This window comes from Brevibacillus sp. HB2.2 (assembly GCF_013284275.1).
Taxonomy (GTDB): domain Bacteria; phylum Bacillota; class Bacilli; order Brevibacillales; family Brevibacillaceae; genus Brevibacillus; species Brevibacillus brevis_D.
Genome location: NZ_JABSUV010000047.1, coordinates 1 through 15,082, shown reverse-complemented (window position 1 = coordinate 15,082; position 15,082 = coordinate 1). Strand labels below are relative to the sequence as shown.

Below are 15,082 nucleotides of genomic sequence, written 5' to 3'. Positions count from 1 at the left end.
CTCTCTTTGCTAATTGGCTTGTCTGTGCCCGTCCAAATAAAAAAAGGGCTTTCGCCCGCAAATATTTCTTGCGAGGAAACCCTCTTCCTTTCCGTATTGCCTATCTTACATTAATACGCGATAGCCAAGCAGAATAACCAGCACCAAAACGACAATACAGCCGATGAAGAAGCCGATGCTGCCTTCATGTCTCCTTGCTTTGCCCAGGGACATTTCCATCAAACCAAAGGCGATAACCGCGATAATGCCCTTCACGTAGTAATAGAAATCTGTTGCGTGACCCACGAAAAGCATCCAAGCTCCCGATACAAGAATGATGACCATCATGAGTCTGAGCAGCATATGTACGATCTTGCCTGCTTTTGCTTTGCCCACGCGATACAGAATGTAGGCAACGATCAAGAGCACGAATGCAACTTCCCAGCTACCCACATGCGCTTCAATTAACGCTTTGTACGGCAAAAAATTCAACCCCTTTACTCCTAAATTCAATCTTGTCCATTATACCAGAAGAAGGGAAAAAATGCTGATGCCCCAATGCGTGGCAGTATTGTGACTAGGCTTTTTTGGGATGAACAAGAGGCTGCCTGTGATCGGCAACCTCTTGTTTTCTAGCAAACGATCCTATCGCAGTAAAAATCCATCTTTCAGCGGGTCCGTAGGGTCAACGACAAATTGATGCAGACCTGTGATGAACGCCTTGCCTTCTATGCTCGGAATGACAGCCGGATAGCTTCCCACCTGGGTTGTTGCTACCACCTTGCCGATAAACTGGCTCCCGACAATTCCTTCATGGACAAACGATTCTCCAAGAGCAAGCTTGCCTCGCGCATGCAAGGTGGCTACGCGAGCCGCAGTACCTGTACCGCATGGGGAGCGATCGACCTGCTTATCGGCGAAAATCGTCACGTTGCGCAGATCCGATCCTTCCACTCTCGGCTTATCCGAGATAATCACCCCGTAAATTCCTTTGAGCTCAGGCTCCAACGGATGAACGACCTCCATTTTCGCCTCGATTTGTTCCTTGATTCGTCTGCCCCATTCTTGCAGCTCGGCCAATTGCTCCATTTCCACCTGAACCCCGATATCTTCCGCCTGTACGACTGCATAAAATGCGCCGCCAAAAGAAATGTCCACAGAAAAAGTACGTCCTCCCCATTCAATGGGAACGTCATGTGCCAAAACAAAGGAAGGGACATTTTCAAACGAGACGGAATGGACCAGCGATTCTTTCACAGTGGCGTGTGCAATAATTGTTCCTGCCGGACTGTCAATCACAATTCGCTCTGTCGGACCTTCCAGCCGAAGGATTCCAGTCTCAATCGCAGCGGTCACAACTGCAATGATTCCATGCCCGCACATAGTACTGTAGCCCTCATTATGCATGAACAGCACTCCAAATGCCGCATCTGGGCTGACGGGCTCTGTCATGACACATCCGTACATCCCATGATGGCCGCGCGGTTCATACATGAGTACCCGCCGGATATGGTCCAGCTCCTCCCGAAAGTATCGTCTCTTCTCCAAAATCGTCTCGCCCGCAAGCGGCGGAATGCCGCCTGTTATGATACGCAGCGGTTCCCCACCGGTATGGGCCTCGATCGTCGTAAACAACTGATTGATGTGCATGACATCCTCACCTTTTTATGCGATTGGCGAAAAGCTTGCTAGATCACCACGCGTATTTGATCGCGCATGTTTTCGTCGTACTGTAGAAATCAAGCGCCGCCTGACCCTGCTCTCGTGTATGTGAGCTGGATAGCTTCATGCCGCCAAATGGAGCCTGGTATTCCACACCTGCCGTCTCCTGATTGACCCGAACCATGCCCGCCTGCGCCACGTCCAAGAAACGATGGGCACTCGCCAAATCTCGGGTGAATAGCGAAGCACTCAGACCGTATACAGACTGGTTGCACAGCTCCACCGCCTCTTCAAAACCGTCTGCTGTCAAAAGCACAGCCAATGGTCCGAACACTTCCTCCTGAACAAGGCGATGATTAGCAGCGACACCCTCAACAATTCGGGGACGGATGTAATAGCCTTGCTCCTCTTTTGCATAGGAGGGGCTCTGGGCAATGACTGTCGCTTCATCTTTCGCCAAGGCAATGTATTGCCCAACCGTCTCATACTGTGCAGCCGAGGCAACTGGCCCCAAATACGCTTCCAGATCGCTGGCATCTCCTACCCGGCATGTCTCCATAGCCGATTGCAATCGCTCAACAAGTGGCTGGTAGATCGCTTTTTCGACAATGATCCTGCTGGTAGCCGTACATTTTTGACCAGCCGATCGAAACGCGCCGCTGAGCAATATCGGAATCGTTTTATCCAAATCGGCATCAGCCAAAACGACTGCCGCATTTTTTCCGCCCATTTCAGTTTGATATTTGACGTTCCGACCCGCGCATGCGATGGCAATCTGTCTGCCTGTTTCCGATGAACCCGTAAAGCTGACGGCATCGACTTCGGCTTCATTCGTGAGTGTGTTGCCGATCTCCCGGCCCTTGCCAATCACCAGATTCAGCACACCCGCAGGCAGCTTTGTTTCTGCCAATATTTCAGCTAGTCGTGTCGCCGTGAGTGAACCATTTTCCGCTGGCTTCCAGATAACCGTGTTCCCGCAAATGAGTGCAGGGGCGATCTTCCAGATCGGGATCGCGACAGGGAAGTTCCATGGTGTGATGACCGCCACAACTCCGAGCGGGACACGACGGCTGTATTGCAGCACGTTCGTATCTGAAGAAGGAATCAGGTTGCCGTTGGAACGCATCCCTTCTCCGGCATAATAGCGCAACAGACTGACCCCACGCGCCACTTCTCCGCGCATCTCACCAAGCTGCTTGCCCATTTCCCGGCTTGCCAGCTGTGCCAAGCTGTCTGCATTTGCCTCTAATGCGGCTGCCATTTGAAAAAGGATTTCGCCACGAGCCGCACCCGTTTGTTTTGCCCAGCCGATCTGTGCCGCACGGGCTGCCAGTGCAGCGGCAAAAACATGTGACCGATCAGATAGATGCAGAACGCCGACTTCTTCTGTGATACGCGACGGGTTTTTGACGGTTAGTTCCTTCCCTGACGGCGTCATCCATTCGCCGCCAATCCAGTTTTTGCTTTGCATTTTGCCCATCCCCCTTATCGTCCACTTGCAGCGCCGACAGCGTAGTCAAATGCCTTTTTAATACCTGCGTAGTATTCTTCAGTCAGCGGTAGACGCGGCGGACGAGTCGGTCCTACAGGGAAATTCGCCAGCTCCATCATGTATTTAATCGACTGTACCAGCTGTGGACTTGCATCATAGTGGAACAGTGGCAACAAACGACGATAAAGCGCTTGTGCTTCACCGAGCTTGCCTGCCCGTGCCAGACGGAACAGCTCCACCCCTTCTTTAGGTAGCGCATTCGGCACACCCGAAATCCAGCCTGTCGCCCCGATCAAGCCACCCTCCATGACGAGATCATCTACACCGACCATGACTTCCAGGTCTGTCTGAGCGAGAATGTCCTGCATGCGGCGTACATCACCGGAGAATTCTTTCACAGCGACGATATTTTCGAACTTCGCCAATCTTGCCAAAATGTCCGGTGTCAGGTCGATTTTGTAGTCGTGAGGATTGTTATAGGCAATGATCGGCAGACCGACGGTGTTCAGTGCCTCGTAGTGGGCAAATACTTCATTTTCCAATGGCTTGTAGTTAATCGGAGGCAAAGCCATCACGCCTGCAGCTCCCGCATCCTTGGAGAATTGCACCCATTCCACTGCTTGACGGGTAGACGGAGCAGCAGAGCCTACGACCACCGGGACTCGACCTTTTGCGGCAGCAATCACGGTATGAATAACTTTAGCCCGCTCTTCTCCTGTCATCGTCGCGTATTCCCCCAGTGAACCGGACGGAACCAGTCCGTCTACGCCCTCCTGAATCAACCAGTCACACAATTCCGCCAAACGCTTGTAATCCACCTCATAATCGTTTGTAAACGGCGTGACAATCGCCACGTACACTCCTTCAAATCTTGCCATTTTTCATTCTCCTCTCCCATTTTGGGCTTTGTTTTAGTGATCAGTTGCCGCTGGGATGAGCAAAAAGCCATTCGCCAGCTCGTCTTCCGGATTATAAAAAATCGTATGCTTGCCCATCAGCCAGGCTGAGCCTGCAATTCGGGTGATGACAGCAGGAAGCCCGCCTTCCTCCGTCACCTGCAGTACTCTTCCTGTAAACAGAGAACCGACGATGCTCTCATGTACAAACGGTTCGTCTATCCCGATCTCTCCTTTGGCAAACAAGGTAGCCAGCTTGGCGGACGTGCCCGTTCCACATGGCGATCGGTCTATTCCACCCGGCGGTACGACGACGGTATTTTTCACATCCGCTGCTGGATTGTCAGGGGCCGTATAGAACTCCACATGGGTCAATCCGCGTATAAACGGCTTCTCTGGATGAACGATCTCCATGACCTGATTCATCGCTTTTCGAATCGCAACGGCCGTATCAACAATGGTGGATGCATGGGCTGGCGTCAGTTCGAGATGGAGCTTGCGTGCATCTGTGATGGCATAAAAGTTTCCACCGTACGCAATATCGCAGGTCACGACTCCAATCCCTTCTACTTCTACAGTCACATCTTTTTGATAGAGGAAGGCCGGAATGTTTACAAACGATACTTCCTTGGCTTTCCCTCCCTCTACCTGTATGTCTACCTCGACCAATCCTGCCGGCGTATCGAGCGTAAGCTTTGTCACCGGCTCGGTCACAGGGATCATACCTGTCTCCACCAGCGCGGTACATAGACCGATCGTATCGTGGCCACACATCGGCAAGTATCCGCCTGTCTCGATATAGATGACCCCTACATCTGCATCCGGATGGCACGGATCAACGATCAAGGCCCCGGACATCACATCATGCCCGCGCGGCTCATACATCAAAAACGTGCGAATCCAGTCGTACTCGGCCTTCATCTGGAGCATTTTTTCTCCCATCGTGGTTCCGGTAAGCTTTGGCAGACCACTGATTACCGTGCGGGTAGGGTTTCCCCCGGTATGCGTGTCAATGGTGGTAAACACCCTCGTTGCTTTCATGGATGCAACACTCCTTTTTTCGTAAAACGATCCAAGCGCAACGGCTCTGTCGGAATGATGGTGTCTGTCTGATCGACTAGCATCTCGGACACCAGCTTGCCTGTGACCGCAGCCAGACTGATTCCATCTCCTTCATGACCAGCCGCGATAAAGTAACCGGGTACTTCCTCTACGCGAGAAATAATTGGCAAGTGATCCTCAGTCCACGGGCGCAAACCGCAATAGGTGCGGATGATAGCGAAGTCGGCGATCTTCGGATAAAAGCGCAGTGCTCTTCTCGCCATACACCTGACGACATTCAGGTCAATCTGTGTATCAAAGCCTGCGAACTGACGACTGGAACCAATCAAGAAGTTTTGGCTTTCTGTCGGTTCAAATACGAGCGCGACTCCGTACTTCTCTGTCTCCTCGTCTACTTGTCGCACGCCGCCAAACTTCGAGATGAGATAGCCGAATTCCATCACCTTTCGCACACCGACAGGCATCTGTCTCGAGGCGACGATCAAATGCCCTTTGCGCGGAACGATCGGAATATCCACCCCGACCATTTTGCCAATAACTGGCGCCCACACCCCCGCGGCGTTGACGACCTGCTTGGCTGTCATGCTGCCTGTACCAAGCCCGATATGAAACGTTCCCGTCGCCTGATCACGTCTGAGCGACTTGACCTCAGTACGGCGCATGATCCTCGCCCCATGCTTTTTCGCTCCTTCAAACAGGGCAAAGGTCAGCATGTACGGATTGACGGTAGAATCGGTGGCACACTCCAAGCCTCCCAGCAAGTCGTCGGCAAAGTAAGGCGACTCCTGACGAATATCCGCCCTATCCAGCATCCGAAACGGCAATCCTGCTTCTTTTTGCCGTCGCACCCATTGATGAGCGGCTTCCATCTCAGCCTCTGATTCGCAGACGAGAATACTCCCCGGTGCCCGATATTCAAACGTATGGTCCAGCTCCCGGCTTAGCTGATCAACGAGCATCTGACTTTTCAGGGACATCTGACTGTCAAAGCCGGGGTCCTTGTCGATCGCTAAAATATTCCCGTCACAGCGTGAGGATGTCCCTGATGCTAGCTCGCCTTTTTCCAGGACAACGACATCCAATCCAGCCTTCGCAGCGTAATACGCAATCGCCGCGCCGATGATACCACCGCCGATTACTGCAATCTGCGCATGGGTTTGTACTGTCATGCTGATTCTCCTCAAATGCGTATTCTGCTACTTGCTTACTCTCTTTTTGCAAAAGCCATGCCAATTGTTCCAAGCAAGATCTCCAAAATATTTCGTCTAAATTCTTTGACAATTGAGTGGGCGACTGTATAATAATTGAGAAAATGTTCAAAATTTTATACACTTGAACTACCTCTTTAAAAAGGGATGATCGAGTTGAATCACAAACTTCCTGCCTTAACCGAATTGATCCAGACAAACATGCGGATTTTCAACGATCAAGAGCTTCTCCCGCCTCAATTGAACGAAACCGTTCCTGTATTTGCCCAGCGTCAAACCAGCTGGTATGTCGCCGATGCCTCTCATCTCACCGCCAATTTGACGATCGATTGTACACATGCCCCTTGGGAAGCAGCTGCTGTGACGACACAGGATTCAACATTGGCCGATGCCATCCGCCTGCTAGCTACTCACAACTATCTCCTAATCGAAAAACAGCCTGGAGTCCCTGTCGGCTACCTTCATCGAGGTGCCGTCATACAAGCCATTTTTTCCTCGTATGAGATTTTGGAAGCGTATTTCGAAACGATGATTAAGACCATGGATGCATCCATATCCGTCATCGATGAAAAAGCGCGTGTGATGGTTTGGACAGAAGGCGCAGAACGAATCTTTTCCTTGAAAGCAAAAGAAACGATTGGTCACCCGATCACCAAATTTTTCCCGCTCGAAATGCTTGAAACACTCAAATCTCTGCAAAGCGGACAGTCTCTCTACCGTCATCAGCATCAGCCGCGGGAGGATCTCGTCGTTCTCATCAATACGAATCCGATCTATTTGCATGACAAAATCATCGGAGCTGTTGCGGCGGAAACCGATATCACGAGCCAAGTCCGACTGAACCAGGAGCTGTTGAACGCCAATAAAAAAGTGAATCACTTGCAGCAGGAAATGGCAAAGCTCAGTCCGACGCCCGATCCATTTGCACAGATCAAGGGAACGAGTCTCCCCATTCGCCATATCAAGTCCATGATCCAAAAGCTCAGCGCTACGCAAGCAACCGTCTTGATCACAGGGGAAAGCGGCGTCGGCAAGGAGCTGTTCGCCAAAGCCGTGCATGATGTGCGGGAAGGCTCCAATGCTCCCTTTATCGCCATCAACTGCGGTGCGATTTCGCCTACTTTGTTCGAAAGCGAGCTGTTCGGGTACGAAAAAGGGGCCTTCTCTGGTGCAGATCAAAAAGGGAAAAAAGGAATGATTGAGCTGGCTCGCGGAGGAACGCTGTTTCTCGACGAAGTAGGAGAAATGCCGCTCGATATGCAAGTGAAGCTGCTTCGCGTGCTTCAGGAGAAAAAGTATTATTCGGTCGGAGGGACCAAGCAGATTGAGGCGGACTTCCGCGTGCTTGCTGCCACGAATAAAAATCTGGAGGAGTTAGTGAAGGAAGGGAAGTTTCGCCAAGACCTGTTCTATCGGCTCAATGTCGTGACGCTGAAAATTCCTCCGCTACGAGAACGCATTGAAGATACGATTGAGCTCGCCCACTTTTTTCTCTATGAATTGTCTTTACGTTACAACCGTCCCATTCATGCCATCTCGCAAAATGTGATGCAAAACCTGCTTCAATACGACTGGCCAGGCAACATTCGCGAACTTCGAAATGCCATTGAACGATTGGTGGTATTCGCGACGGACGGTATTATCAAAGAAGAGGATTTGCCTTATTCCATGCAAGGTCAGACGAAACAGGTACCGATTGAGCTTCCGCCTGATCTGTTTTCCTTGCAAGAGGAAATCGAAGCGCATGAGCGCCGTGTCATTTTGCGAGCCATCGAGCTTGAAAACGGCAACAAGCAAGCCGCTGCGAAAAGACTTGGCATATCGCGGGCCACGCTCTATAACAAATTGGGGAAGTAAAAAATGTTGTCCTTCAACGGTTGTGCATGGGGAAGCCCTGCCACATGTTTTCCAGTCGCCTGTATCCTCTCTTCGTTCGGGCGGTCTCCTTCCAAACATGTGACAGGGCTTTCGAGCTGTTAACGTTCATCGAGCTTTTCAAATCGTTTTTGGGGTTGGTCATGGTAGATTTCTTGTGCTTGCTGATCATCTTGAGTTATCGAATCATGATTGTGAAGCATTTTGGGTTCGTTTTGACGACTAAATGATCACGAGTTGTTCATCTTCCTTCTTGGATAGACTTGCAATCATGTTTTAGAAGCCACGTAAGAAGAAGCGGATTTCCAGTCAAGCGCCTCTGGAGCCCATCCCAGCGTAGGAATGAATGGCGGGGAATTTAAGCTTCACTTATGGAATACTTCTTCGAAACTTCTACGTTTGAAGCGCTCCCGCCATTCATTCCGGAGCGGGCAGTCAATCCCCCCTTGCGGGGCGTAGGCCGAAGCGTAGACTGGAAATCCGCTTCTTCCCTCCACTACAGCCGCTTTTTACACCCAAATAACACACGCCAACGCAAACAAAAATTAGGAAACCTTCGCCCCTCTTTTGGCGGCAACACCTCAGACAAAATACGGATCAATTCCATGGTTGATTTCTTCATACGCAATGACAGCACCGCTGGATTTTTCAACGGATGCTTTGGCAAAATCAGCCAAGTCTTTGGCGTAGGCAGAATTGTGATGGATGAGCACTACTTTTTTCGCTTGGCTCGCTGCCATGTAATCTGCTGCGGTTTGTGCTTGATCTGGGGTTAGGCCATTGATCAAAAAGAGGGTGTCATAGCCTTGAGCGGGTAATTTGGCTGAGTTGGATGCTGTCGTCGCTATTTTTGGATCGCAGCCATCATCAGCTACTTCAGTCTTCAATTTTTTTCCAATCACTCCACTGCTGTCATTTATTTTTTTGACAGCCTTTTCAATAGCGTTTTGCATGTCTTTTCCATCCGTTGCGTTATTACCAGTTACTAGGAAAATTGCACCACTGACTATCACACTTCCCCATTTTTTCATTGCCCATCCCCCATTCGAATATTATTCGATTGATGTCCATTTCCAGTCGATTGCCCCTAGACCATCCTGGAAGATTCCTTTTACCTTGTCATTCTTCACCCATGTATGTGTATAGAAGTAGATCGGCATAATCGGCATTTCATCCATCATGACTTGCTCGGCTTCACGTAGAATCGCCTTACGCTTTTCCGGATCACTCTCAGTGGCGGATTGATTCAACAGCTCTTTGAATCTCGGATTCTCCCAACGCGTGTCATTGTTTCCTCCGTCCTTTTCCTTGAACAGCTCCAGAAAGTTGATCGGGTCGTTGAAGTCACCCGACCAGCCGAGACGCCCGACCTGATAGTTGCCCTCGTGCATGGTCTCGAGGTACACCTTCCATTCCTGATTTTCCAGCTTCACATCTGCTCCAAGGTTTTGGCGCCATTGGTCCTGAATCGCTTCTGCGATCTTTTTATGCCCTTCGGACGTGTTGTAGCTGAGCTTAATCGGTGGCAGTTTAGAAATGCCCAGCTCTTTCATCCCTTCCTCTAACAGCTTTTTGGCTGTCTCTTGATCATTGTCTTTGAAATAACCGCCCGTATTGAGTCCCATTGTCGGAGGAACTGCTGCCATCGCTGGCTGCTGATTCGCTTGGAGTACGTTGTCGATCAAGATTTGACGGTTAATGGCGTAGGCAAAGGCTTTCCGAATCTTCACGTTATTGAACGGGGGTTTCTCTGTATTGAACTTGTACCAGTAGGTAGCACCGACAGGCTTCACTTGCAGCTTTCCGCTGTCTTTAAGCGCTGGCATCGCATCTGTTGGCAGCGAGCTTAACGGACTGCCTGCCCAATCAATCTCGCCATTTTCGAACATGGACAGCTCTGTGTTTTCATCCTCCACCATCGAGAACTCGATCTTGTCCAGCTTGACACGCTCTTTGTCCCAGTAGTTGTCGTTTTTCACAAGTACCATTTTGCTTTTGTGTTCCCATGACTCCATTTTGAAAGGACCATTTCCTACGTGTGTTTTAGCATCTCCGGCCCATTTTTCACCGGTCTCGATTACCTTTTTATTTACCGGGAAATAAGTTTGGAAGGCCGTTAGCTCCAGAAAAAACGGAGTTGGATTCGTCAACTCTACTTGGAGGGTCTTGTCGTCCAATGCTTTTACGCCGACATCATTCAAGCTGCCAGTCCCTTTGTTGGCCTTCTCCGCATTCTTGATGTAATAGAGCTGATAGGCGTAATTCGACGCTGTCTTCGGATCGAGAGCTCGCTTCCACGCGTATTCGAAATCGTGAGATGTTACTGGTTCTCCGTTGCTCCACTTGGAGTCTCTCAGCTTGAAGGTGTATGTTTTCATATCACTCGATACTTCAATCTTCTCGGCTACTGCTTCCTCTGGCTTGCCCGAAGGCCCGATGCGTGTCAGTCCATCAAAAACTGCTTTAACGATGGCAGCAGAAGTCGTGTCTTCCGCAAGTCCAGGATCAGCTGTAGGTGGTTCGGAGTGAAGATTCCAGCGGAGGACTTGTGCTTTTGCTGGTTCTTTAGCCGTGGTGGCAGGTGCTGGCTGCGTACTCGACTGTCCACTCTGTACTGCTTGCTCGGCTGGCTGTCCTCCTCCACATCCTGCCAACGCTAATCCCATGACTGCTACGCTACTCATTACCGCGAACACACTTTTTTTCATTGGATCAACCCCCATTATTCAGTCGTTATGTGTTGGTTTTCAGAATTATCAGAATGCAAAAGATGTGCCAAAAATGAAAGCGGCAGTAGCTTCGTTCTAGCGTTGATTGTTGTAAAGTTTTTTGTACACGGTATTACTTGTCGTGTTTCAAATCTTAGACACTGCTGTTAGACAAAAAAAGCCTTAGCCCACTTACTCGGCCAAGACTTTGTCTCTCGATTTATAAAATGATCAATTCGCGCGGTGAATGTGTAAGCACCTCATTGCCGCTCTCTGTGACAACCAGATCGTCTTCGATACGGACTCCACCAAGCTCTGGGATATAAATCCCCGGCTCTACGGTCAAAATCATGCCTTCTTGGAGAACAGCGGTGCAACATGTGGACATAAACGGCTCCTCATGAATATCGAGGCCCACTCCATGCCCCATTCCATGTCCAAAACGCTCGCCATAACCGTGCTCCGTGATGTAGTCCCGTGCGAAGGCGTCTGCCTCTTTCCCGGTAATACCAGGACGAATGCCTGCAACAGCCCGATTGCGTGCTTCCAAAACGATCTCGTAGATGGCTTTGAGCTGTTCATCAGGAGTGCCAACCACAACCGTACGGGTAATATCTGAGCGATATCCTTGGTACAATGCACCAAAGTCCATCGTGACCATATCGCCCGCTTCAATCGTTTTTTCACTCGCTACGCCATGAGGAAGTGCGGAACGATAGCCAGAAGCAATAATGATGTCAAAAGCAGAGCCCAACGCCCCTTCCTTTCGCATGAACATTTCCAATTCATTAGACACCGCGAGCTCTGTGATACCAGGACGCAGGAATGAAATTATATGGGAAAATGCCGCATCAGCGATTTGCGCAGCCGTTCGGATGATCGCCAGTTCTTCCTTTGTCTTTATCATCCGTAATCCCTCAATGACACCTGATGTCGGAATGAATGCTGTTTGGACGGCCTCGCTGTATTTACGATGTAAGGCAAACGAGACATTCTCCTCCTCAAAGCCGAGATGGTTGATGCCCATCGCTTCCGCTTGACGCGCTACTTCGCTGTAAACGGATTCTTTTGTCGGCAAATAAACGATCTCAAACCCCGTTGCTTGTGCTTGCGCTTGGGCTGTGTAACGGAAATCTGTGAAGAGCTTGGCCTGGTCCCTGGAAATGAGGACAACTCCGTATGTACCTGTAAAGTTTGTGAGGTATCGGCGGTTTTGTCCATTGGTGATCAACATCCCGTCAATCCCCATTGAATCGAATTGCTCACGCAGTCTTGTTACTTTTTCCATCTCTATCATCCCTCTTTTGTTTTGTCGTGAATGGGCTATCTCTTTGAGAATATTCAGCAAGTATTGTGCCAGCCAGGACGATCTCCGTCTCTTTCCCATGGCACGACACTTGCATTTTTCATCAAGCATGAATGAAAGGAGGCATCATCATGGAATCGCATCCATTGATTATCTGCCGTTGTGAAGAAGTAACTCTCGCTGAATTGGTAGAGACCGCCCAAACCTACCAATGTACCGCACGCGAGCTGAAGCTACGAACCAGAGCCGGCATGGGCTGCTGCGGTGGGAGAACCTGCCGTACATTGATCGATCAGGTCATTCAGCAAGTAACTGGCCAAGTGCCTTCTCATACTGTACCTCTTGGATACCAACCGCCTATCCGTCCTGTCTCATTTCAAACGCTTGGGGGGCAACGGGCATGAATCAACGAATTGATCACCATCCGGTCCTCGGTTCACTCGGGGACAGAAAGCAGCTTCCTTTTTATTATAACGGCTCTGTCTATACGGCTTACGAAGGCGAAACGATTGCGGGAGCCCTATTGGCCGCAGGGGTCCGTACGCTTCGGGTGCACGAGGAAAAAGGAACACCACGAGGAATTTACTGCAATATTGGTCACTGCTATGAATGTCGCGTCCATGTAGACGGTGTTCCAACCGTGCGTGCTTGTATGACGCTTGTGCAGGAAGGCATGCAAGTAAATGCGGGTTCTCTCCTTCCTACGCCCTTGAAAAAAGGAGGGCATGGTGCATGATCGACCTTCTCATCATCGGGGCTGGACCCGCGGGCTTATCCGCAGCAATTGCTAGTGCAAGGCAGGGATTGGCTGTTCGTGTAGTCGATGAGTTTTATCGCCCTGGGGGCCGCTTGCTTGGACAGCTTCACGAAGAACCGGACGGTGTGTGGTGGAATGGACTGGATGAGGCTGCTCGTCTCACGCAAGAAGCGATTGGGCTTGGCGTAGAGATGCGTTGCGGCGTTTCCGTGTTCCATTTGACCCAATCTCAAAATGGCTGGATTGTTTCTACCACAGTGGGGGAAATGATAGCCCCGTTGCTCCTGATCGCAACGGGGGCTTCTGAAGCAGCTGTACCCGTGCCAGGGTGGACGTTACCTGGCGTGATGTCCATCGGAGCGGCTCAAGTCATGACGAATGTGCAGCGCGTGCGAGTAGGACAGCGCGGAGTTGTCATTGGAATCAATATCTTATCGGTGGCCATATCCCGGGAGTTGCAGTTAGCTGGAATTACGGTGGATCGAATGATTCTCCCACCTAGTACGGCTGTCAGTGGCACTGCAGGGCAACCACAAGCAGTGATGCAATCCTTATTGCGCGTCGCCCATCTTGCCCCTTCTTTGATGATTCGGCTGGGGAGCAAACTGATGGGAAGTCCATGGATGCAAAAACTGGCAGTGTCCCTCTACCCCTCCAACGGGTTTTCTATGTGGGACATCCCGATTCAACTGCGAACAGCAGCAGTTGAAATCGTCGGAACCTTTCAAGTCGAGGGTGTCCGTATCGCCCGAGTTGCAGCCGATGGTTCACCCATAGCTGGAACCGAACAAGTCATTCCAGCTGATTTCGTCTGTATCGCAGGCGGATTAAGTCCACTTGCCGAATTAGCAGCGATTGCCGGGTGCCCCTTTGCCTACGTTCCCTCCTTGGGCGGGCATGTCCCCTTACACAATGAAAGCATGCGAACACCACTCCCCGGACTCTATGTTGCCGGCAATATCACGGGAATTGAAAGTGCCAAAGTGGCAATAGCTCAAGGCACGGCCGCTGGACTTTCTATCGCAAAAGCTCAGGGAAAGCTAACAAATGAACAACCATTATCGGATGCCATTCAGCAGGTGAAAATCGTCCGCCAAAACGCAACGATTCAGTTCCATCCAGACATTGTGGCTGGACGTGCACTGGTAGGGCAAATGACAGCAGAATGGATCGCACACTAATTGATTCTTTTCATAGGAAAAGGCAGCCTGTCATTCTTTCACGGCAGGCTGCCTTTGTTTTTTCTTTCTGGTTTGTGCTTTGGTAGTTGATGAAGATGGCAACTCTGAGCCTAGAGTAAGTGTACCGTGTATTTCCTCCGCTTGTTCTTGATAGTAAGCAATGAGCTCAGGGTACTCCGCGATTTCTCTCTCTCCTGTCGGCGTGATCGCATACAGCCCTCGTTGCACACGAGTAAACCACCCATAATGATTTTGGATAAGAATCGACGAAGTTTTCTCCCCTGCCCCTTTACTCTTAAGTAGTTTAGGCGATAACGGCCCATACTGCTGAAGCAACGTCGCGATTTGAATGCAGATCTGCTTGTAGGCCGTCATGAGCTTGGTTTGATAACTGCCGCCAACATTGTAATCGCCGTATCTTCCCCGCATCTCTTCAATGATGCGGTTTCGCTTTTTTTGATTGAATTGCTTGCTTTTTACCCGATCAAACGGTCCCGGTGCAATATTCACTTCCATGACTGCGGGCCCTCTTTTTGGAAAGGACACGAGAATAAGACCGAGCTCAAGACGTCTAACCAAGTAGCATATATCTTGCCATTTTTTCGAAAACAATTTGTATTTGGGCTTCGGAATTGCCATATAAACAAAATCGGTATAGCGTTGCCGCTTGGTTGCCTGTATGAGCAATTCCACACTTAGGTTGCGCTTAAATTCAACAATGATCAGTTCCTCGCCTTTCATGGCTGTTAAATCGCAATGCTTGACCTCGCCAAAAACGTCATATCCTTGCGCGACAAAATAATTTCGAATCGGTTCGTACATGTCAGCTTCATATTTTTTCTCTGCTTTCGGTTCCATGTGCTCCCCTTCTCTTATAGGAAAAAGAGCCAATCCAGTGGATTGACTCCTTTCTTCGTTATTCCTTCAAAACTGAATACGCATGATTGCTAAGAATG

15 protein-coding genes are annotated in these 15,082 nt (G+C 50.1%); 5 read left to right on the top strand and 10 right to left on the bottom strand.

Translation table 11 applies throughout. The features are described 5' to 3' along the window. Positions 1–105 precede the first annotated feature (105 nt). The 6 genes from HP401_RS34310 to HP401_RS34285 all read right to left on the bottom strand — a co-directional run bounded on the left by HP401_RS34310 (position 106) and on the right by HP401_RS34285 (position 6,260). On the bottom strand, positions 106–471 hold the full coding sequence (locus tag HP401_RS34310) for a YisL family protein (RefSeq protein ID WP_173607037.1): 366 nt from the start codon (positions 469–471) through the stop codon (positions 106–108). Positions 472–624: 153 nt separating this feature from the next. After that, positions 625–1,629: a proline racemase family protein gene (locus HP401_RS34305; RefSeq protein WP_173607036.1), complete on the bottom strand. Its 1,005-nt coding sequence runs from the start codon at positions 1,627–1,629 to the stop codon at positions 625–627. A 43-nt stretch (positions 1,630–1,672) separates the two neighbouring features. Continuing rightward, entirely contained in the window at positions 1,673–3,112 is a 1,440-nt protein-coding gene (locus tag HP401_RS34300) for an aldehyde dehydrogenase family protein (RefSeq protein ID WP_173607035.1), read from the bottom strand. A 14-nt stretch (positions 3,113–3,126) separates the two neighbouring features. Beyond that, positions 3,127–4,011 (bottom strand): dihydrodipicolinate synthase family protein, encoded by an 885-nt coding sequence (locus HP401_RS34295; protein WP_142498653.1) that lies wholly within the window; start codon positions 4,009–4,011, stop codon positions 3,127–3,129. Between the two features lie 33 nt (positions 4,012–4,044). After that, positions 4,045–5,070, bottom strand: a complete 1,026-nt coding sequence (locus HP401_RS34290; protein WP_173607034.1) for a 4-hydroxyproline epimerase — start codon at positions 5,068–5,070, stop codon at positions 4,045–4,047. After that, positions 5,067–6,260 (bottom strand): NAD(P)/FAD-dependent oxidoreductase, encoded by a 1,194-nt coding sequence (locus HP401_RS34285; protein ID WP_173607033.1) that lies wholly within the window; start codon positions 6,258–6,260, stop codon positions 5,067–5,069. The genes HP401_RS34290 and HP401_RS34285 overlap by 4 nt, the downstream gene beginning before the upstream one ends. A gap of 195 nt (positions 6,261–6,455) precedes the next feature. Between HP401_RS34285 and HP401_RS34280 the strand changes: the two genes are divergently transcribed. Continuing rightward, positions 6,456–8,156 carry a sigma-54 interaction domain-containing protein gene (locus HP401_RS34280; RefSeq protein WP_173607032.1) on the top strand — a complete coding sequence of 567 codons (1,701 nt, stop codon included), beginning with the start codon at positions 6,456–6,458 and terminating at the stop codon, positions 8,154–8,156. Positions 8,157–8,200: 44 nt separating this feature from the next. Then, positions 8,201–8,404 (top strand): hypothetical protein, encoded by a 204-nt coding sequence (locus tag HP401_RS34275; protein WP_173607031.1) that lies wholly within the window; start codon positions 8,201–8,203, stop codon positions 8,402–8,404. 351 nt (positions 8,405–8,755) lie between these two features. Here HP401_RS34275 and HP401_RS34270 read toward each other — a convergent pair whose 3' ends face one another. The 3 genes from HP401_RS34270 to HP401_RS34260 all read right to left on the bottom strand — a co-directional run bounded on the left by HP401_RS34270 (position 8,756) and on the right by HP401_RS34260 (position 12,170). Beyond that, a complete protein-coding gene (locus HP401_RS34270; protein WP_173607030.1) occupies positions 8,756–9,205 on the bottom strand; it encodes a type 1 periplasmic-binding domain-containing protein in 450 nt (149 codons plus the stop codon). Positions 9,206–9,226: 21 nt separating this feature from the next. Continuing rightward, positions 9,227–10,882 carry a peptide ABC transporter substrate-binding protein gene (locus HP401_RS34265; RefSeq protein WP_173607029.1) on the bottom strand — a complete coding sequence of 552 codons (1,656 nt, stop codon included), beginning with the start codon at positions 10,880–10,882 and terminating at the stop codon, positions 9,227–9,229. 220 nt (positions 10,883–11,102) lie between these two features. Beyond that, the gene (locus HP401_RS34260; protein WP_173607028.1) at positions 11,103–12,170 is read right to left on the bottom strand and encodes a M24 family metallopeptidase; all 1,068 of its coding nucleotides are present in this window, start codon (positions 12,168–12,170) and stop codon (positions 11,103–11,105) included. Positions 12,171–12,319: 149 nt separating this feature from the next. On the opposite strand from HP401_RS34260, the gene HP401_RS34255 reads away from it, so the two are divergent. From HP401_RS34255 to HP401_RS34245, 3 genes are read left to right on the top strand one after another with little or no spacing between them, the layout of a single operon-like run. Beyond that, positions 12,320–12,592, top strand: coding sequence for a (2Fe-2S)-binding protein (locus HP401_RS34255; RefSeq protein WP_041749592.1), 273 nt, complete (start codon positions 12,320–12,322; stop codon positions 12,590–12,592). Then, positions 12,589–12,924: a (2Fe-2S)-binding protein gene (locus HP401_RS34250; protein WP_015892810.1), complete on the top strand. Its 336-nt coding sequence runs from the start codon at positions 12,589–12,591 to the stop codon at positions 12,922–12,924. The genes HP401_RS34255 and HP401_RS34250 overlap by 4 nt, the downstream gene beginning before the upstream one ends. After that, complete coding sequence (locus HP401_RS34245) at positions 12,921–14,126, top strand: NAD(P)/FAD-dependent oxidoreductase (protein WP_173607027.1); 1,206 nt, start codon at positions 12,921–12,923, stop codon at positions 14,124–14,126. Before HP401_RS34250 ends, HP401_RS34245 begins: the two co-directional genes overlap by 4 nt. Before the next feature lie 30 nt (positions 14,127–14,156). Here the strand turns inward: HP401_RS34245 and HP401_RS34240 are convergent, their stop codons facing one another. Then, positions 14,157–14,984 (bottom strand): DUF2161 domain-containing phosphodiesterase, encoded by an 828-nt coding sequence (locus HP401_RS34240; RefSeq protein WP_173607026.1) that lies wholly within the window; start codon positions 14,982–14,984, stop codon positions 14,157–14,159. Between the last annotated feature and the right edge of the window lie 98 nt (positions 14,985–15,082).